Origin of the sequence: Roseateles sp. YR242 (assembly GCF_900109745.1) — a bacterium.
GTDB lineage: Bacteria > Pseudomonadota > Gammaproteobacteria > Burkholderiales > Burkholderiaceae_C > Roseateles.
On sequence record NZ_FOAV01000004.1, the window covers coordinates 342519 to 360833 of the forward strand.

Annotated in this window: 15 protein-coding genes and 1 tRNA gene; 12 read left to right on the top strand and 4 right to left on the bottom strand. The window is 66.1% G+C overall.

Going from position 1 to position 18315, the window contains the following annotated elements:
• The first annotated feature begins 18 nt into the window (after positions 1–18).
• From pheT to BMY53_RS11090, 4 genes are all read left to right on the top strand, one after another.
• On the top strand, positions 19–2436 hold the full coding sequence (gene pheT / locus BMY53_RS11075) for a phenylalanine--tRNA ligase subunit beta (RefSeq protein ID WP_092946469.1): 2418 nt from the start codon (positions 19–21) through the stop codon (positions 2434–2436).
• 85 nt (positions 2437–2521) lie between these two features.
• Entirely contained in the window at positions 2522–2887 is a 366-nt protein-coding gene (locus BMY53_RS11080) for an integration host factor subunit alpha (protein ID WP_092946471.1), read from the top strand.
• Between the two features lie 40 nt (positions 2888–2927).
• Positions 2928–3461, top strand: a complete 534-nt coding sequence (locus BMY53_RS26360; protein WP_255370139.1) for a MerR family transcriptional regulator — start codon at positions 2928–2930, stop codon at positions 3459–3461.
• A 34-nt stretch (positions 3462–3495) separates the two neighbouring features.
• Positions 3496–3572: transfer RNA gene (locus BMY53_RS11090), tRNA-Pro, on the top strand.
• A 104-nt stretch (positions 3573–3676) separates the two neighbouring features.
• Here the strand turns inward: BMY53_RS11090 and BMY53_RS11095 are convergent.
• Positions 3677–4948: an acyltransferase family protein gene (locus tag BMY53_RS11095; RefSeq protein ID WP_177200828.1), complete on the bottom strand. Its 1272-nt coding sequence runs from the start codon at positions 4946–4948 to the stop codon at positions 3677–3679.
• A 112-nt stretch (positions 4949–5060) separates the two neighbouring features.
• On the opposite strand from BMY53_RS11095, the gene BMY53_RS26365 reads away from it, so the two are divergent.
• The 5 genes from BMY53_RS26365 to BMY53_RS11120 all read left to right on the top strand — a co-directional run bounded on the left by BMY53_RS26365 (position 5061) and on the right by BMY53_RS11120 (position 10176).
• The gene (locus tag BMY53_RS26365) at positions 5061–6266 is read left to right on the top strand and encodes a LytTR family DNA-binding domain-containing protein (protein ID WP_255370140.1); all 1206 of its coding nucleotides are present in this window, start codon (positions 5061–5063) and stop codon (positions 6264–6266) included.
• 137 nt (positions 6267–6403) lie between these two features.
• The gene (locus BMY53_RS11105) at positions 6404–7546 is read left to right on the top strand and encodes an ABC transporter permease (protein WP_092946475.1); all 1143 of its coding nucleotides are present in this window, start codon (positions 6404–6406) and stop codon (positions 7544–7546) included.
• Positions 7543–8424: an ABC transporter ATP-binding protein gene (locus BMY53_RS11110; protein WP_092946477.1), complete on the top strand. Its 882-nt coding sequence runs from the start codon at positions 7543–7545 to the stop codon at positions 8422–8424. The genes BMY53_RS11105 and BMY53_RS11110 overlap by 4 nt, the downstream gene beginning before the upstream one ends.
• Before the next feature lie 44 nt (positions 8425–8468).
• On the top strand, positions 8469–9434 hold the full coding sequence (locus tag BMY53_RS11115) for an MlaD family protein (RefSeq protein WP_092946479.1): 966 nt from the start codon (positions 8469–8471) through the stop codon (positions 9432–9434).
• Position 9435: 1 nt separating this feature from the next.
• Positions 9436–10176 (top strand): ABC-type transport auxiliary lipoprotein family protein, encoded by a 741-nt coding sequence (locus BMY53_RS11120; protein WP_092946481.1) that lies wholly within the window; start codon positions 9436–9438, stop codon positions 10174–10176.
• A 43-nt stretch (positions 10177–10219) separates the two neighbouring features.
• Here BMY53_RS11120 and BMY53_RS11125 read toward each other — a convergent pair whose 3' ends face one another.
• Together BMY53_RS11125 and BMY53_RS11130 are read right to left on the bottom strand one after the other, a co-directional pair.
• Positions 10220–11083 carry a J domain-containing protein gene (locus BMY53_RS11125; protein WP_092946483.1) on the bottom strand — a complete coding sequence of 288 codons (864 nt, stop codon included), beginning with the start codon at positions 11081–11083 and terminating at the stop codon, positions 10220–10222.
• Between the two features lie 223 nt (positions 11084–11306).
• Entirely contained in the window at positions 11307–13511 is a 2205-nt protein-coding gene (locus tag BMY53_RS11130) for a sodium-translocating pyrophosphatase (RefSeq protein ID WP_092946485.1), read from the bottom strand.
• 403 nt (positions 13512–13914) lie between these two features.
• Between BMY53_RS11130 and ppa the strand changes: the two genes are divergently transcribed.
• The 3 genes from ppa (at position 13915) to BMY53_RS11145 (ending at position 17914) form a co-directional block, all read left to right on the top strand.
• Complete coding sequence (gene ppa, locus BMY53_RS11135) at positions 13915–14457, top strand: inorganic diphosphatase (RefSeq protein WP_092946595.1); 543 nt, start codon at positions 13915–13917, stop codon at positions 14455–14457.
• A gap of 277 nt (positions 14458–14734) precedes the next feature.
• A complete protein-coding gene (locus BMY53_RS11140) occupies positions 14735–17623 on the top strand; it encodes a metallophosphoesterase family protein (RefSeq protein ID WP_177200829.1) in 2889 nt (962 codons plus the stop codon).
• Between the two features lie 33 nt (positions 17624–17656).
• Positions 17657–17914, top strand: a complete 258-nt coding sequence (locus tag BMY53_RS11145; RefSeq protein ID WP_092946489.1) for a hypothetical protein — start codon at positions 17657–17659, stop codon at positions 17912–17914.
• 1 nt (position 17915) lies between these two features.
• On the opposite strand, the gene BMY53_RS11150 is transcribed toward BMY53_RS11145, so the two are convergent.
• The gene (locus BMY53_RS11150) at positions 17916–18227 is read right to left on the bottom strand and encodes a putative quinol monooxygenase (protein WP_092946491.1); all 312 of its coding nucleotides are present in this window, start codon (positions 18225–18227) and stop codon (positions 17916–17918) included.
• Between the last annotated feature and the right edge of the window lie 88 nt (positions 18228–18315).

The following is an 18315-nucleotide window of genomic DNA, read 5'->3' on the forward strand; positions in this document are numbered from 1 at the left end:
AACTCGAAAGACATCGACATGCAATTCCCTGAGTCCTGGCTGCGGGCCTTCTGCAACCCCTCGCTGAATACACAAGAGCTGGCCGAGCTGCTGACCATGTCCGGCCTGGAGGTGGAAGAGCTTCGCCCGGTGGCGCCGCCCTTCCACGGCATCGTGGTGGCCGAGATCGTCGAGGCCGTGCAGCATCCGGATGCCGACCGCCTGCGGGTGTGCAAGGTCAATGCGGGTGGGCCCGAGCTGCTGCAGATCGTCTGCGGCGCGCCAAATGCGCGCGTGGGCATCCGCGTGCCGCTGGCCACGGTGGGTGCAGAACTGCCGCCCGGTGAAGACGGCAAGCCTTTCAAGATCAAGGTGGGCAAGCTGCGTGGTGTCGAGAGCTTCGGCATGCTGTGCTCGGCCCGTGAGCTGAAGCTGGCCGAGGACCATGGTGGCCTGCTGGAGCTGGCCGCCGATGCGCCCCTGGGCCAGAACATCCGTGAGCACTTGCAGCTGGACGACACGCTGTTCACCCTCAAGCTCACCCCCAACCTGGCTCATGCGCTGAGCGTCTACGGCATTGCGCGTGAAGTCTCCGCGCTGACCGGCGCGCCGCTGCAGGCCCCGCAGATCACGCCGGTGGCCGTGACGCATCAGGACAAGCTGCCCGTGCGTGTGGAAGCCGCCGACCTGTGTGGCCGTTTCTCCGGCCGCATCGTGCGCGGCGTCAACACCAAGGCCGCCACGCCCGCATGGATGGTGGACCGCCTGGCCCGTTGCGGCCAGCGTTCGGTGTCCCCGCTGGTGGACATCTCCAACTACGTGATGTTCGAGCTGGGCCGCCCCTCTCACATCTTCGACCTGGACAAGATCCATGACGAACTGGTGGTGCGCTGGGGTCGCAAGGGTGAACAGCTCAAGCTGCTGAACGGCAACACCATTGAGCTGGACGAGACCGTGGGGGTCATCGCGGACCGCCAACAGGTGGAATCGCTGGCCGGCATCATGGGCGGTGACGCCACCGCCGTGTCGGACGAGACGGCCAATGTCTATGTCGAGGCCGCGTTCTGGTGGCCCAAGGCTGTGATGGGCCGGTCGCGCAAGTTCAATTTCTCGACTGACGCGGGCCATCGCTTCGAGCGCGGCGTGGACCCCTCGGGCACAACCGACCACATCGAACGCATCACCCAATTGATCCAGGAGATCTGCGGCGGCCAAGCCGGCCCGATGGACGACCACGTGGTCGCCATGCCGGAGCGCCGGCCCGTGGCCCTGCGGGTGGCACGGGCCGCCAAGGTGATCGGCATGGCCATCACGCAAGCGGACTGCGAAACCGTCTTCACACGTCTGAGCCTGGATTACACCGTCTCCGCCCCTGGCGTGCTGACGGTGGTGCCGCCGAGTTTCCGTTTCGACATCCAGATCGAGGAAGACCTGATCGAGGAAGTCGTGCGGGTGCTGGGCTACAACAAGCTGCCCGCCACGCCGCCGCTGGCGCCGGTGGTCGGCAAGGTGCCGAGCGAAGCGCGTCGCAGCGTGCATGCGCTGCGCCACGCCGTGGCCGCACGCGACTATTTCGAAACCATCAATTTCAGCTTCGTGGAATCGCGCTGGGAGCGTGAGCTGGCCGGCAATGAACAGCCGATCCAGCTCCTGAACCCGATCGCCGCGCCGCTGGCGGTGATGCGCTCCAGCCTGATGGGCAGCCTGATCCAGGCCCTGCGCAACAACCTGGCCCGCAAGGCGCCGCGCGTGCGGCTGTTCGAGATCGGCCGCGTATTCCTGCGTGACGCCACCGTGCTGGAGAGCGACACCACCATTGCCGGCGTGCGCCAGCCGCTGCGCCTGTCTGGCCTGGCCTGGGGCAGTGCGGACCAGCAGCAGTGGGGTGAGTGCGATCGTCCGGTGGACTTCTTCGATGTGAAGGGCGACCTGGAAGCCTTGTTTGCGCCGCGCGCCCTGCAGTTCGAGGCGACGGTGCATCCGGCGCTGCATCCGGGCCGCAGCGCCCGTGTGCTGCTGGACGGGCAGGACATCGGCGTGGTGGGTGAACTGCATCCAAAGTGGCGCCAAAGCTACGAGTTGCCGTCCGCACCCGTGCTGTTCGAACTGGCGTTGGATGCGGTGCTGTCGCGGCTGGTGCCGCAGGGCAAGGGCGTGGCGCGCTTGCAGGCCGTGCAGCGCGACCTGGCCGTCATCGTGGGCGAACAGGTCACCCATGCCGCCCTGATGAATGCCATCACAGGCAGCGGCGAGACCCTGGTACGCTCCGCCCGTCTGTTCGATGTCTTCAAGCCGGCCCAGCCGACTGCGGAGCTGAAGGCGGGTGAACGCAGCCTGGCCGTGCGCCTGGAGCTGCTGGATGACGACAACACCCTGACCGATGAACGCATCGAGCAGGCGGTGGCCAAGGTGGTGACCCGGCTGGGAGAACAGCTCGGGGCCCGTCTGCGGGGCTGAGGCCCCGGCCACGCTGGGCCGCCCCGGTCAGGGTGGCCCCGGCTGAGGAAAAGGAACGAGGACGCGGGAGAGAAGAGGGAAGCCGATGAGCGACGATGACATCAAGGACCAGGCGAGGGTGCTGCTGGGCAGCCTGGAAACGCCGACGCTGACCAAGGCGGAGCTGGCCGAACTGCTGTTCGACAAGCTCGGCCTGAACAAGCGCGAGTCCAAGGACATGGTCGAGGCCTTCTTCGACATCATCCACGACAGCCTCTCCAGTGGCCGCGAAGTGAAGTTGTCGGGCTATGGCAACTTCAACATCCGCCGCAAGGCGCCCCGTCCTGGCCGCAATCCACGCACCGGCGAGGCGATTCCCATCAAGGCTCGTAACGTTGTGACATTTCATGCCAGTCACAAATTGAAAGAAGCTGTGCAAGGGAACGCGCCTGCTGCCGGAGACTTCGAGTAGAGTCTGACCTCCCTTCCAGCTGCCGGAGCACCTGATTCCAATGGACATCACGCTTCCCGCCATTCCCGCCAAGCGCTACTTCACCATCGGTGAGGTGAGCGAGTTGTGCGGCGTGAAGCCGTATGTGCTGCGCTATTGGGAACAGGAATTCACCCAGCTCAAGCCGATGAAGCGGCGCGGCAACCGCCGCTATTACCAGCACCATGAGGTGCTGCTCATCCGCCGCATTCGCGACCTCCTGTATGACCAGGGCTTCACCATCAGTGGTGCCCGCAATCAGCTCACCGACGCCCACCATGGCGGGCACGGTGGCCAGGGCACGGCCAGCCATGCGCAGGAGTTCCGCGCTGAGGCCCAGGCGGCGGCCGAGCATGCACCGCTGCGCGATCTTCAATGGCGTGATGTACAGGCCCGCGATGTGTTGGCCCGCGATGGTCTGGGTCGTGAGCCGCAACGTGCACTCGCTGCAGACGTGGCCGACGGTGCTGCGCACACCAGCGTCTCACTTGAAAAGCTGTCGCTGGAAGAAGTGAGAGAAGAATTGTTGGCCATTCGAGAGAGTTTGCTTGCTTGAGCCTAGAAAACGCGTATAGAATCTAAGTCTTCGTCGGGGTGTAGCGCAGCCTGGTAGCGCACTTGCATGGGGTGCAAGGGGTCGCGAGTTCGAATCCCGCCACCCCGACCATTTATAAGAAGACTGAGCGCCTGGTACTGCAAAGTACCAGGCGTTTTGCTTTTCAGGTCGGTGTTCCGGGCCGTTCCTACCGGCCATTCTTTCAGGCCGTACTTTCAGGTCTTCGACTGGTTCAAGGCTTTCGACTCGTTCAAGGCGTCTGAGTCATTCAATGCTTTCAGCGTCTTCAAGGCCTCGGGGCCTTTGGGCGCCAACCCCATCCAAGGCCGCAGCCAGGACACCTGCATGGCCAGCCAGGCTGCCGCCCCGCACACCACCACGGTGAAGGCCACCACCGCAGCGGCTTCCAGCGCCAAGGGCCACTGTTGTTGTGCCAGCCAGTGAGCGCTGACCACCGTCGCCGTCTGGTGCACGATGTAGAACGGAAACACGGCCTGGGTCAGCCAACGTAATGTCAGGCTGTCGCGCTGCGCCAGCCAGTGGCGTCCCCATCCGAGTACCGCCACCAGTGGCAACCATTGCCGGCCGCTCGAGAGCACCCGCAAGGCCATCAGGCTGGCCGTCGACACATCTTCGTTGTCGCCATAACTGTCGCTCCAGCACTGGAAGCTGATCTGCACCACCACGGCCAGCACCAGCGCCACCCAGCGCCAGCGATGCACCGCTGCCCACGCGCCATGCCGGTCGTCGCGATGGCCGAACAGCGCCATGCCCACCACAAACATCGAGAGCGACAAAGCATGGTGGTACCAGTCATGCACCAGGTCATTGCGGATCGGGAACAGGGGCATCAGGTGCTGACGCAGCAGCGCCAGCACCAGCCAGGGCACCCACAGCACCCGCGTCCCGGACACCAGCCCAGACCAGCCCGCATGGCGGGTCCAGGGGCCGGCCTTGCACAGCAACAACGCGAGCATGGTGTAGCACCAGAGGTAGGGCAGGAACCAGAGGTGGTTCCAGGTCGGCAGGGTGAGGCAGGTCCGCCCGTCGGCGCTGTCGCTGCAAAAGCCGTGATAAGCATGCGCATAGAGCTGCAGGAAGTCCAGGTAGCTGCCGGCATAGCCAAACTTCTCCACCACCTGGAGGTAGGACTGGGGGGGCACCACCACCGCCATGCCAAACAGCAGGGGCAGCAGCAAGCGCGCGCTGCGTTGACGGATCAGCCCCTGGCTGCCGCGTTCCACCATCAGCCCGATGGCCGCGCCGGAGATCAGGAACAGCAGCGACATACGCCAGGGGTTGAGCCAGAGCATCGCGGCCTCCAGCCCGGGGACGAGCCGAGGCGACTTCACATGCCAATCCCAGCTCACGTAATACATCCCCACGTGATAAAGGATCAGCAGGCCGAAGGCGATGACACGCAACCAGTCGAGTTCAGTGAGGCGCCCGTGGTCCCGGCGTGGCAGGTGGTTCAGGGATGTGTTCATGGCGCTAGCGTCGCGCCTGCGAGCCGCGCGGCCGCAGGAATGTGACGAGCCGCCCCCACACAGTGACGAGCCGTGGCCCCGACGTGACGGCCTCCCCCTACACTCCGCCGCCATGACCCAGGACCTTTGGCTGCGCTCCTACCTGCAACGGCGTGTCGTCTTTGAACGAACGGCCTGGGTGCTGTTGCTGAGCCTGTCCGCCGCAGCCAATGCCACGACCGTCTATCTCGACATCCGGCGGATGGGCCTGGACTTCGACTGGTGGGAACCGGTGACCTGGGAGGCGTCCAGTGCCCTGATGTGGATGCTGCTGGTGCCGCTGATCATCCGGGGCATGGATGCCAAACCGCTGCGTTGGGGACTGTGGCGGCGTCATCTGCCGTATCACCTGCTGTTCAGCCTGCTGTGCAGCATGGCCCATGTGCTGGGCATGGTGGGCCTGCGCAAGCTGACCTACGCCAGCCTGGGCGCCCAGTACGATTTTGGGAATTGGCCCCGTGAATTGGGCTACGAGGCCTTGAAGGATGTGCGCAGCTACGCGCTGGCCGTGGCGCTGATCGGCAGCTATCGGCTGCTGCTCTGGCGGTTGCAGGGAGAGGCGAGCCTGCTGGATGAGGCACCGTCGGGAGGGCGCGAGACCGCTTCGGTGGTGCGGGAGACCCCTTCGGTGGTGCGGGAGACCCCTCCGTTGGAGGGCGAGGCCCCTTCAGTGATGCGTGAGGCCGGCCGGATGCCTCCAGGCCGGTTCGATGTTCCCGTGCCCGTGCCCGTGCCCGTGCCACCGACGGGTTCCGCACACGATACCCCTGCCGCCGCAGTAGCGGTCGCCGAGCCCGCCGCCGATGTCACCCGCGCTCGCGTGGACGCCGCCCAGCCCATCACAGCGGCTCTCACCGCCGCAGCTCCCGTTATCCAGCCGTCCGTCATCCAGCCTCCCACCACTGCGGCTCCCTCCACTGCGGCTCCCTCCACCCAGCCTCCCGCTGCTCGCCCGGAGCGTCTGTTGGTCAAGAAGCTGGGCACTGAATTCCTGCTGCCCGTGGCCGAGATTGAATGGGTGCAAGCCTGCGGGAACTACGTGAATCTGCATCGACAGGGCCACGACTACCCGTTGCGCAGCAGCCTGGCCGCGTTTGATCAACGGCTGGATCCGGCACAGTTTGTGCGCGTCCACCGCAGCTATCTGGTTCGGATTTCCATCATCGAAGCCATTGAACCCACCGAAGCAGGTGATGCCCAACTGCGCCTGCAGGGCGGCCGGCGCCTGCCGTGCAGCCGCACCTATCTGGAGGACCTGCGGCAGCGCATTGCTTTTTGAGCGTCCTTCAGAGCTTTTGCCAGAGCTTGCCTTAAGGAGGGCGCTTCCCCATTTGGGCCATCTAGTGGCCGGTCTCCTGGCAGGAAGATGCGCAACCCGCGCCAGGCGGTCGGCCGGACCGGTATGCTGTGAACGTCATGGAGCAAGCGTCTGTCATCGATCCCTCGCCCCGCCTCCTGCGCAGCCAGGCGGATGGGCAGTGGCTGGCCCGGCTGGAGGGCGAATGGACGCTGTTGTCCTTGCGTGAGCGCGTGGAGGCCTTGCGCGCCGAGCTGGCCGGCTTGCCCAAGTCTGGCGTGTCGTGGGACCTCAGTGCCATCAGCCGCATGGACCCCACCGGGGCCTTGCTGCTCTGGCAGGCCTGGGGCCGCAAACAGCCCGACCAGCTTCAGTGGCCACCCGGCCCTGCCGGCTCGATGTTCCAGGCCCTGTTTGCCCGCCTGAGCGCCAAACAGGGCAAGCCCGCCCGGCCGCATCGGCTGGAAAGCGCCCGGATGCTGGGCCAGGGCCTGCTGAACATGGCCCACCACCTGCTGGATGCTGTGGCGCTGTTCGGGCAGGTGGTGCAGGACTGCGGGCGGATGCTCCGCCAGCCCAGCCTGATCGCCTGGCGTGACATCTCCGCGCATATCTACCGCAGCGGTGCCCAGGCCTTGGGCATCACCGCCCTGGTAGGCGTGCTGGTGGGGGTCACGCTTTCGTATCTGATCGCCAAGCAGCTGCAGAATTTCGGCGCCGACATCTATGTGATCAACATCCTGGGCATCAGCGTGTGGCGGGAACTCGGCCCTTTGCTGGCCGCCATCCTGGTAGCCGGGCGCAGTGGATCCGCCATGACAGCCCAGATCGGCGTGATGCGGGTGACCCAGGAACTGGACGCCTTGTCGGTCATGGGCATCTCGCACACCGTGCGGCTGGTGTTCCCGAAGATGGCGGCACTGGCACTGTCCTTGCCCCTCGTGACGGTGTGGACCAGCTGCATGGTGCTGCTGGGGGGCATGCTGGCCGCACGGGCCACCCTGGGGCTGGACTATGTGCAGTTCCTGCAAGGGCTGCCCGCGTCGGTGCCGGTGGCCAACCTGTGGCTGGGGGTGACCAAATCGGCGGTCTTCGGGGTGCTGATCGCGTTCGTGGCCTGCCATTTCGGCCTGCGCATCAAGCCCAACAGTGAAAGCCTGGCCACAGGCACCACGGATTCGGTGGTCTCATCCATCACCATGGTGATCGTGGTGGACGCGATTTTCGCAGTGATGTTCTCTGACGTGGGGATCAAGGCATGAGCGGCATCCGGAATCAGACACAAGCGGCAGCACCGGCCCATCAGGTGGCGATCTCGGTGCGCCATGTCGGCACCGTGCTAGGCGGCGTGCGCATCCACAAGGACATCAGCCTGGACGTGCAAGCCGGTGAGGTGCTGGGCATCATCGGCGGCTCGGGCAGCGGCAAGACCACGCTGTTGCGCCTGATGCTCGGCCTGGAGCGGCCCACCGAGGGCGAAGTGCTGGTGCTGAACCACAAGCTGGGCAATTGCGAGGCGACCGATCTGGCGCAGGTGCGCCATCGCTGGGGGGTGCTGTTCCAGCAGGGCGCGCTGTTCTCGGCGCTCTCCGTGTTCGACAACATCGCCGTGCCGCTGCGCGAGCTCAAGAGTCTGCCCAAGGACCTGATCGCCGAGCTGGTGATGCAGAAGCTGCAACAGGTGGGCCTGAAGCCGGAGGACGGCATCAAGATGCCGGCCGAACTGTCCGGGGGCATGATCAAGCGGGTCTCCCTGGCGCGGGCGTTGATCATGGATCCGCAGTTGCTGTTTCTGGACGAACCCACGGCGGGTCTGGACCCGGCCAGCTCCAAGCGTTTTGTCCAGCTCATTGAAAGCCTCAAGCGCGAGATGGACCTCACCGTGGTGATGGTCACCCATGACGTGGACACGCTGTTCGCGCTGGTGGACCGCATCGCCGTGCTGTCAGACCAGCATCTGGTGGCGCACGGCAAGCTGGAGCAGGTGGTGCAGATGTCGCATCCCTTCATCCGCAATTTCTTCCTGGGCCATGTGCAGCGCTGCGCCGAAGACAACATCCGCAGCTTCCGCGATGCCCTGCATCACCAGGATGACCCGTTGCCCGCCGATCCGGCGCTCGCCCATCCGCAGCCGGCCTGACCGGCACCTGCCCCTCTCCTCACAACCCGGACCCGATCGATCTCATGGAAAACAAAGCCCACGCCCTGGCCACTGGCCTGTTCGTGCTGCTGCTGGGGGCCGCGCTGGTCGCGGTGGTGATGTGGTTCCGCGACAGCCGGGGTGACACCCAGTCGTTCACCGTGGTGTCGCGCGCGGGTGTGCCCGGCCTGAACGTGAAGGCACCGGTCAAGCTGCGGGGCGTGATGATCGGCAAGGTGGCGAGCATCCGCTTCGACCCGGCGGAGCCGCGCCAGATCCTGGTGGGCATCGACGTGGATGTGGATGCCCCCATCACCGCGGGTACGGTTGCCAAGCTGGGTTACCAGGGCATCACCGGCCTTTCGTTCATCGACCTCAATGATGGCGAGCCGCCCGCCAATCCGCAGCAGAGCGTGCTGCAGACGCGGCGCATTGCACTGGCACCGTCCATCCTGGACCAGCTCACCGACATCGGCCCCAAGCTCGCTGCCACGGCGATGGACACGATGAAGCGCATCAACCTGGTGTTGAACGATTCGAACCAGCAGCAATTCAGCCAGACGTTGACGCAGCTGAAGGAGGCCTCGGCCGGGCTCAATCAACTGGTCAGCGAACTGCACCCGACGGCCAAGGCGCTGCCCTCGCTGATCAAGAATGCGGATGGCCTGGTGGTGGCCGGCCAGCACACGCTGGGGCGGGTGGATCACCTGGCCCAGCAGGGCGGAGAGATGGTTGATGCCTACAAGGCGCGTGCCGCCGAACTGGACAAGATCGGCGACGCGGCGGCGCAGTTGCAGGCCTCAATCAAGCGGATAGAACAGGCGCTGGTGGGCGCGAACGAGCGGCCTCGCCAGCAGGCGCTGGTGGATGACCTGTCTCGTGCGGCACGGGCGTTGGAACGCGCCGCGCAGGGCCTGAGCGATCAACCGCAAAGCCTCCTCCTGGGCCCGCGTCCGGCGCCAGCCGGCCCGGGGGAAGCGGGCTTCGACCCGAGCGGCAAGGAGCAATGAGTTGAAGCCCTCTGTGAAGAATGTGAGCACCGCCATGAGCCTGAAGACGGCTGCGAGCGAAGTCGCCGACACCATGACGGCTGCCGGCACTGAGCGGGAAACTGTCGAATCTGCCGCGCCATTCACTGGTCGCCGCGCGCTTCTCTCCGCGCTGGTCTGCGGTGCTGCATTGCCGTGGCTGGCGGCCTGCGCCAGCCGGCCTGCGCCGCCTCGCAGTCTGGACCTGGGGCCCGCACCGACCTGGCGTGGCCCGGCGCCACTGCCGCGCCGCGTGGACGTCCAGGCCGTGTCCGCGTCTGAGCTGATGCAGGGCTTCGCCGTGGTCTACCGGCTCGACTACACCGACCCCTACACCCGTCGCGCCTACCGTGACAGCCGCTGGGCTGCACCCGTGCCGACGCTGGTGGCGGGCCGCCTGAAGCAACTGGCCAGCCGCGCCGAGCTGGCACCGGGCGCCGACAGCGCGCCGCCAGTGAGCCTGGTGGTGGACCTGGAGGACTTTGTGCAGCGCTTCTCCAGCGCGACGCAGAGCGAGATCACGCTGCGCCTGAGCGCCACGCTCATCACGGCGAAAGCGCTCACCGGAGCGGGCCCACGCAAGACGTTTGAAGGCTCGGCGCCGGCAGGTGGCGATGCCGACGGCGCGGTACGGGCGATCGCGCAGCTACTGGACCGGATCGGGGCGGAAATGCTGGCGTGGGCGGCCGCCACTGGCCTGGATGCAACGCCGGCCAGGCGCTGAGGGGCCAGAGCGCTGTGCAGGCGGGTCGATGCCCGCCTGATGGTCAGAACGACGCCGTGATGCCGCCGCCCATGCGCTGTTGCCGCTGGCGCAGGAAGGCTTCCGCCATGCCGGATTCGGGCTGCAGGCGCTGCCCGATATAGAGCTCCTGACGGCGCTCGGTGATCTGGGCACGCAGACGGTTGGCCATGATGGTCAGCGGCTGCAGGCCTTTGCGTTCGGCACGTTCAATGGCCTCGCCGAGCTGATGCATGGCATGGTTGGCCAGCAGGGCTGCATGGGCCTGGACCACGCGCAGCCGTCCCTGGACGCTGCGCTCCGCCTGGCGCAGCCAGGCCATCACCGCATCCGCGTCACCGCCCTTGACCTTGAACAGGCTTTCACCAGCGGCCAGCAGCAGCTCTTCCAGGCGGACGCGGTCGGCGGCTGCATAGGCCTCGTTGACCTCCACCATCTTGCGTTCCCGATGCCGACGTTCCTGGTCGTCCGGCGCCAGGTCGGGGTGCAGGCGCATGGCGGCGCGCCGGTAGAGCGTCTTCAGCGGCGGCGGGCCGATATGCACCAGGCCGCCCTCCGGTTCCGGTGGAAGCGGTGCGCCAGGAGGCAGCTGCAGCAGCATCGGCATCGTCGTGGCACGCGGTGGCTCCGGGGCGCGGGTATCGACCCCATTTCGGCCCAGGGCCTCGTGCAGGTAGCGCATGGCGCAATACAGCTGGGATTCCAGCGCATCGAGCTCCATGTAGAGCGGCCCCAGGGTGGCGACGTAGCGGTCGATGAAACGCTGCAGTTGGGCACGGCATTGCGCGTAGGCCTTTTCGCCATCGGCCAATTGCCGCTGGAGGTCAGCCAGTTCTTCGCGGCGGCGGTCAAGTTCGCGCGGCGTGATGGCCGTGGCCTGGCTGGTCATGGTGGCGCTGGTCCCTGGAGGTTTCTGTGTGGCGTTTGCCCGATTCTGCCCCGCCCAACCGGCGGTTCAAAGCCCAAACAGCCGGACTTCGAGCGGTATTTCTTGGCGTTTCCCCGGGGACCGGTGTTGGGCGCCCCCGCCGCCCGGAATTTTGGCGAGATCTTCGCCCTGAATCGGTGCATCGGGCGATGGGCGGCGCCAGCCTCACGCCTGGCCTGGGGGTTCAGGGCTGCGAGGCCGCAGGCGCCAAGCCGCTGGCGGCCTCGGTCGGGCCGCTGGCCACGGCGTCGGGCACCGTGGGTGCCGACACCTCTGGGGCCGGGGCGCTGATCGGCGGCGGCGTCTGGGCGCCCGCCGCCGGCCCGGTGCCGCCCACGGCCGGCAGCAGCGGCACGATCAGCAGCGCCACGATATTGATGATCTTGATCAGCGGATTGACTGCCGGGCCGGCCGTGTCCTTGTAGGGGTCGCCGACCGTGTCGCCAGTGACGGCCGCCTTGTGGGCGTCACTGCCCTTGCCGCCATGGTGGCCGTCCTCGATGTACTTCTTGGCGTTGTCCCAGGCCCCGCCGCCGGTGCACATGGAGATGGCCACAAACAGCCCGGTGACGATGGTGCCCATCAGCAGCCCGCCCAGCGCAGCCGGGCCGAGCACCAGGCCCACCATGATGGGCACCACCACCGGCAACAGCGAGGGCACGATCATTTCCTTGATGGCGGCCGCGGTGAGCATGTCCACCGCGCGGCCATATTCCGGCTTGCCGGTGCCTTCCATGATCCCCTTGATCTCCCGGAACTGGCGGCGCACTTCTTCCACCACCGAGCCGGCCGCGCGGCCGACCGCCTCCATGGCCATGGCGGCGAACAGATACGGAATCAGGCCGCCAATGAACAGGCCGACGATGACCATGTGGTTGCTCAGGTCGAAGCTGACCGTGAGCCCGCGGCTTTCCAGCGCATGGGTGTAGTCCGCGAAGAGCACCAGTGCTGCCAGGCCGGCCGAGCCGATGGCGTATCCCTTGGTGACGGCCTTGGTGGTGTTGCCCACGGCGTCCAGCGGGTCGGTGATGTCGCGCACGCTGTCGGGCAGGTTGGCCATTTCGGCGATGCCGCCGGCGTTGTCGGTGATGGGGCCATAGGCATCCAGCGCCACGACGATGCCCGCCATGCTGAGCATGGCGGTGGCCGCGATGGCGATGCCGTACAGGCCCGCCAGCTTGAAGGCCACCAGGATGGCGATACACACGAAGATCACCGGCCAGGCGGTGGAGCGCATGGAGACCCCCAGGCCCGCGATGATGTTGGTGCCGTGGCCGGTGGTGGACGCCTGGGCGACGTGCTGGACCGGCTTGTAGTCGGTGCCGGTGTAGTACTCGGTGATCCACACCATGGCGGCGGTGAGCACCAGGCCGACCAGGCAGGAGAAGAAGAGCTGGTGCGCGCCGATGGTCTGGCCGCCCGGCAGGGTCAGGTCCTGCGGGAACAGGGCCCGGGTGATGAAGTAGAAGGCGACGGCGGAGAGCACGCCCGCCACGATGAGGCCCTTGTAGAGCGCGGGCATCACGTTCTTCATGCCGGGGCTGGCCTTGACGAAGCCGCAGCCGACGATGGAGGCAATGATGGAGACTCCGCCCAGCACCAGTGGATAGACCAGCGCGGCGGTGGACATGCCGCCGAAGGTGAGGGCACCCAGGGCGATGGTGGCGATGAGGGTGACGGCGTAGGTTTCGAAGAGGTCGGCCGCCATGCCGGCGCAGTCGCCGACGTTGTCGCCGACGTTGTCGGCGATGACGGCCGGGTTGCGCGGATCATCCTCGGGGATGCCGGCTTCCACCTTGCCCACCAGGTCCGCCCCCACGTCGGCGCCCTTGGTGAAGATGCCGCCGCCGAGGCGGGCAAAAATGGAGATGAGGGAGGAACCGAAGGCAAAGCCGAGCAGCGGCTTGAGGGCGTTGCTGTCGGTGTTCTGGAGGTTGTTGCTGACCCAGAGGAAGAACAGGCCCACCCCCAGCAGGCCAAGGCCGACCACCAGCATGCCGGTGATGGCGCCGCCCTTGAAGGCCACATTGAGCGCCGGGGCCATGCCCTGGGTGGCCGCTTGCGCCGTGCGGACATTGGCCCGCACCGAGACGTTCATGCCGATGAAGCCGCAGGCGCCGGAGAGAACGGCCCCGACGACGAAGCCGACGGCGGTGACTCCGTCGAGGGCGACACCGATGAGGATGGCCAGCACGACGCCGACGATGGCGATGGTGCGATATTGACGGGCCAGGTAGGCGGCCGCACCCTGCTGGATCGCCAGGGCGATCTCCTGCATGCGAGGGTTGCCAGGGTCCTGGCTGAGAATCCAGCTTCGTTGGATGAAGCCATAAAGCACTGCGGCCAAGCCGCACGCCAGCGCAAAGTACAGCGCCATGGTGATCGACATGTGTTGTCTCCTTCTTGGGGAAACATGGCAGAGGTTCCCCTTAGCTGTTCGCCTTGTCTGAGACGCCCTGATGCCCACAGCGCCGGTCCTGCGCGCAAGCAACATACAGGCCGTGAAAAGCATGCTAAAGCGGGGAGGGCGGGTTGGGATAGGCGTTTACCAGTGGAAGGGACACGGGGGTGTCAGGCCTTTCAGGGTGGACGGCAAGGACTGTCCCTCCTTTTCGACGTGCCGCCATTGGGACTGGGGATGGAGCGGCAAGATGCAGGCAGCGTCAGGCAGGCAGCTTCAGGCAGGCGGTCCGGCAGGCGGTTTCCGGCATGCAGTTTCCGACATGCGGAAAAGGGGTGCTGGGCGGAGCCTCTAGAATCGCCGTCTACCGCATTCCTTGCTGTCCACCACCATGAGCCTCCATAAAGTCACCCCCGGCCCGAAGGCCCCCGAACAGTTCAACGTCGTGATCGAGATCCCGATGAACGCGGATCCGATCAAGTACGAAGTCGATAAGGAAAGCGGCGCCCTGTTCGTCGACCGCTTCATGACGACCGCCATGCACTACCCGTGCAACTATGGCTATGTGCCCCAGACCCTGGCCGACGACGGGGACCCCGTGGACGTGCTGGTCATCACCCCCTTCCCCCTCACCCCCGGCGTGGTGGTGACCTGCCGTGCCATCGGCATGCTGGACATGGACGACGAAGCCGGCGGCGACGCCAAGCTGCTGGCCGTGCCTACCACCAAGATCCTGCCGATCTACGAACACTGGACCAAGCCGGAAGACATCAACCAGATGCGCCTGAAGGCCATCCAGCATTTCTTCGAGCACTACAAGGACCTGGAAGCCGGCAAGTGGGTGAAGGTCAAGGGCTGGAAGGGCCCTGACGAGGCCAAGGCCGAGATCACCAACGGCATGGCGAACTACGCCAAGGCCCAGCAGGCCGATTGAGACCTCTCGATCTCTCTCCCGCAAAGGCGCCTAAGGGCGCCTTTGTTGTTTCTGGCCCGGACGCGGCCACGGACAGGATCTGGACAGCCTGGCCCGCTGCCACTCGGTAACAGAACGGGTAACAGAACGCGCCTCGGATGGGCCTGGATCACGGCATGAGCTACCGGAGGACGCACAATGTGTCTTCCAGTGGCGGGCGATCAGCGATGAAGCGGTTCGCCTTCCATACAAATACGGTCAAAGCATCAGGAAGTGCGAAATGGCCGAGGGAGATGTGGTGAAAGACAGACTCGACGACGGCTCACGTCCTGCACAAGCGCGGGCGGGTGGTTACGCACCCTCATCAGCGGGTGGGGCGCCGGCCGCAGACGCCGGGCCGGATCCTGCCGTGGCCCCATCCGGTCACGCCACCGCAGGCCGTCCCCACAAGGCTGGCGAAACGCCCCGCGCCGCGCGGCCGTTCCGCATCTTCCACCTGTCGGACGTGCATTTCGGCAACCACTTCGACGAGTCGGTCTGGAATTACGTCGGGGAACTGGCCCGGCGCGAGCGGCCCGACCTGGTGGTGTGCACCGGCGACCTGGTCGACCACGGCGGGCTCTTCATGCTGGCCGCCGCGCAACAGGAGTTCAAGAAGTTCACCGACCACCTGAACGACTGGAACCGGAAGAACGGGTCGGAACGCAATGTCCAGTTCCGCTGTGTGCCGGGCAACCATGACTGCGGTCCGTGGGGCAACCTGAAGTTCCGGCCGTTCTCGACCAACTTCGGCGCCATCTTCGGCGCGGTGCCCATCCAGGTGCCGGCATGGATGCCCGCCTATCTGCAATATCGGCGCAGTTCCTTCCTGCGTCGTTGCCTGCATCGGGTGTTCCAGACACCGGCGCTGTACGCCATCAAGTGGGGAACCACGCTATGGCGTTTCTTCAGCGGGAAAGAGACCGGCTTCAACGTCCCGCTGCTGCGCAGCGATGACCCGCAGGAGGTGGTGCTGGTCTACCTGGACAGCAATGACGCCATGCGCCTGGCCACCGGCAACGTCAATGCGCGCGAGGTGACCAAGCTCAAGGCGCTGATGCTGAATCTGCGTGACGACACCGGCGCACGGCCCTTTGTGCCGCGCGTGGCGTTGCTGCACCACCATCCGCTGCCCATCCCCGAGGCGTCGATCGAAGAGGGCCTGACCTCCTTCGAGCCCTTCCTCGTGCTGCGCAATGCCGGCCTGGTTCTCAAGGAACTCAACCGGTGCGATGTGGACCTCATCCTGCATGGCCACAAGCACTACGCCGCCTTTGGCCGGCTCGGGTATTCCATCGACCACCACACCGAAGGCGAGATCGCCGTGCTGGCCGCCGGCAGCGGTGGCGTGACGCATTCGGAACCCGGCCGCAACTCGGTCAACCTGATTGACATCCTGGAAACCGGACGGATGTCGTTCCGCTCCATCCACTTCGGCGCCGGTGGTGGCGCCCCGGTGCATGAAATCTCCCGAGGCAAGAAGGAGATTCACGGTGTGGAGATGCACAAGGCCCGTGTGCACCGCCGGGCCATGGAACGCCAGGGCCAATGGATCGAGAAGGTCACCCACGCGGTGGGCGTGGACCCGACCGGCGTGGCCGTGGTGCGGCAGGACGTGACCCAGCATTGGTTCGAGCGGCCCGGGCCGGCCCAGGTGGTGCCGGTGGTGTGCTCCGTGTCCCTGGGGCGTGTCTCCCACAACACCATCGAACTCAGTGAACTCTCCAAGAGCGCTGGCCACCAGTGGGTGAACCGTCCCAAGGGGCCCGTGCGCCTGGTGCAGGCCGGTATCGACGTGGGCCGCCGCCTGACCGGCCCGGCGGTGGACTATGGCTACCAGTACAAGTGCTTCAACACCTACGCCATCACGCAGTGGGAGACGGTCGCCGCCAGTGAGCGCGAGGCGCTGCATCAGGACGACCAGCAGCCGCGGCGCCCACGCGAACGTGTGCCGGAGCTGGAACTGACCTCCTATGTGGTGCGGGCGCCGCTGCGTGCGTTGGTCTTCAAGGTGCAGCTGCCCGCCAGCGAGCAGGCGCTGAAACCCTTCATGCAGGTGATGCGCTGGAGCACCTACCCAGCCACGCCGCTGGACCCGTACGGCCAGTTCCATGAACACGGCGCGCCAGGGGAATGGGTCAGTGACGCGGAGCTGACCGCTCATGAATCGGCCAATCTGATCCAGCGTGGCGACAACCTGTGGGAGCTGAATGTGGCCTACCCGATGGTGGGTCACCGGTATGACGTCCGCTGGCGCGCGGAGCCAGCACGCCTGGCGGCGCCCACGCGGGACAGCACCCGCAGCCGTGGCCGCACCCTGGCCCTGCGCTCCGCCTTGCTGGATGTGCCTACCGTGCAGGCCAATGTCACCGCGCTGCGGGAGTGGGAGCAGTTCTTCCGCGATGCACTGAAGTCCATGACCTCGCAGACGGGCGCGCTGGATGACATCGAGATCGCCATGTTCTCCTACGACGAGGCGCGGCACGACCTGATCCAGGCCCTGGTGCTCTCGCCCACCAAGCCCTATCTGATTCCGCGCCACCCCTTGGTGGTGCCGCTGGGCGAGGGCGTGATCGGCGCCGCACTCAAGCGCTCGCAACCCGTGATGTATGTGGACCCGCTGCTGAGTGGAAGCAAGCACGAGGCGGCCTACCTCTACGCCGGCGAGGAAGACACGCCCGCCGGACCGTCCACCAGACTGGCGGGCACCCGCTGGAAATATGTGGTGGCCTTCCCCCTCTCGTCCGACGTGGCGGGTGAGGACCTGGACTGGGGGCCGCACACGACCGTGGGCGTGCTGACCCTGTCATCGGCCCGGGTGGATAGCGGGCTGGTGGACCTGGTGGGCCAGATGATCGCCGCCCCCCCTGCGGCGGGAGCCCCCGCCGCCTACGGCCTGGGTGACCCCCGGGCCGAGGCCGGCAGGGGACCGGGCCGCTCCCCCGACGCTGACGTGGGGGCTGGCGCTGACGACTGGGGCGCTTCCGAGGAGCCCGGGGATGCCGCTGAGGACGTGGGCGATGAGAAACGCCGTGAACTGGCCGGCGAACTGCTGTGGTCTTATGCCAATTTTTTGATGTTGTGCCTGACCGAAGACCCCGTGCCTGCGGGCTCCGATGACCGCGCCAGCTTGCCGAACACGGCCTGACTGCTACACTTTCCGTACTTTCGGAGCGTACTCATGTCATTTGTTCGCACAACGGGCGGTCTGCTTCAGTTGAACACCAAAAGGCTGACGAAGGACGACTATCTTCGTGCGGCCGCTTATGCCCGTGATGTGTTGAAGTACCCCGCGATCAGCGAACGCATCATGGCGGAGCAGCGCAAGCAGGGCGCCCAGGCGCCTGCCTCGCTGGCGCGCACCCAGACCCGGGCCGCAGATGCCCAGGCGCCGGTGCTGGAAGACCTGGATGCGTTCGAGCCGGAGCTCTTCCGGTAATTCATCCGAAGGCGCGCACGGGTTCCAGAAACTCGATGCTGCGTGGAGCCTTCAGCATCTCCCCCAGTTGGGCCTCGTAGGCCACACGGTACGGTTTGGTGAGGTGTTTCGCCAGGAACTCATCCTTCGAGCAAGCCCACGTCTCGTACAGGACGAGTGTGTCCGGGTCCTGCAGTGAACGATGGAGATAGGTGTTCACGAAGTCGGGCTCCTTGGACATCTCGTTGAGCACGGGCAGCAGACTTGCCATGAACGCTTCGCGCTGTTCGGTCTTGGCAGGCAGGTGGACAACAAAAGAGACAGTTTCAGTCATGGTCGTAGAGGCTTGAGGTGGGGGACATGGCGTTGCAGCGCATCGCCAACGGTGAAGCCAGTGTGGCCCTCACACAGGGCGTTGACGT

Coding starts and splice junctions, on each gene's coding strand:
- pheT (WP_092946469.1), top strand. CDS start 19: ATGCAATTCCCTGAGTCCTGGCTGCGGGCCTTCTGCAACCCCTCGCTG.
- BMY53_RS11080 (WP_092946471.1), top strand. CDS start 2,522: ATGAGCGACGATGACATCAAGGACCAGGCGAGGGTGCTGCTGGGCAGC.
- BMY53_RS26360 (WP_255370139.1), top strand. CDS start 2,928: ATGGACATCACGCTTCCCGCCATTCCCGCCAAGCGCTACTTCACCATC.
- BMY53_RS11095 (WP_177200828.1), bottom strand. CDS start 4,948: ATGAACACATCCCTGAACCACCTGCCACGCCGGGACCACGGGCGCCTC.
- BMY53_RS26365 (WP_255370140.1), top strand. CDS start 5,061: ATGACCCAGGACCTTTGGCTGCGCTCCTACCTGCAACGGCGTGTCGTC.
- BMY53_RS11105 (WP_092946475.1), top strand. CDS start 6,404: ATGGAGCAAGCGTCTGTCATCGATCCCTCGCCCCGCCTCCTGCGCAGC.
- BMY53_RS11110 (WP_092946477.1), top strand. CDS start 7,543: ATGAGCGGCATCCGGAATCAGACACAAGCGGCAGCACCGGCCCATCAG.
- BMY53_RS11115 (WP_092946479.1), top strand. CDS start 8,469: ATGGAAAACAAAGCCCACGCCCTGGCCACTGGCCTGTTCGTGCTGCTG.
- BMY53_RS11125 (WP_092946483.1), bottom strand. CDS start 11,083: ATGACCAGCCAGGCCACGGCCATCACGCCGCGCGAACTTGACCGCCGC.
- BMY53_RS11130 (WP_092946485.1), bottom strand. CDS start 13,511: ATGTCGATCACCATGGCGCTGTACTTTGCGCTGGCGTGCGGCTTGGCC.
- ppa (WP_092946595.1), top strand. CDS start 13,915: ATGAGCCTCCATAAAGTCACCCCCGGCCCGAAGGCCCCCGAACAGTTC.
- BMY53_RS11145 (WP_092946489.1), top strand. CDS start 17,657: ATGTCATTTGTTCGCACAACGGGCGGTCTGCTTCAGTTGAACACCAAA.
- BMY53_RS11150 (WP_092946491.1), bottom strand. CDS start 18,227: ATGACTGAAACTGTCTCTTTTGTTGTCCACCTGCCTGCCAAGACCGAA.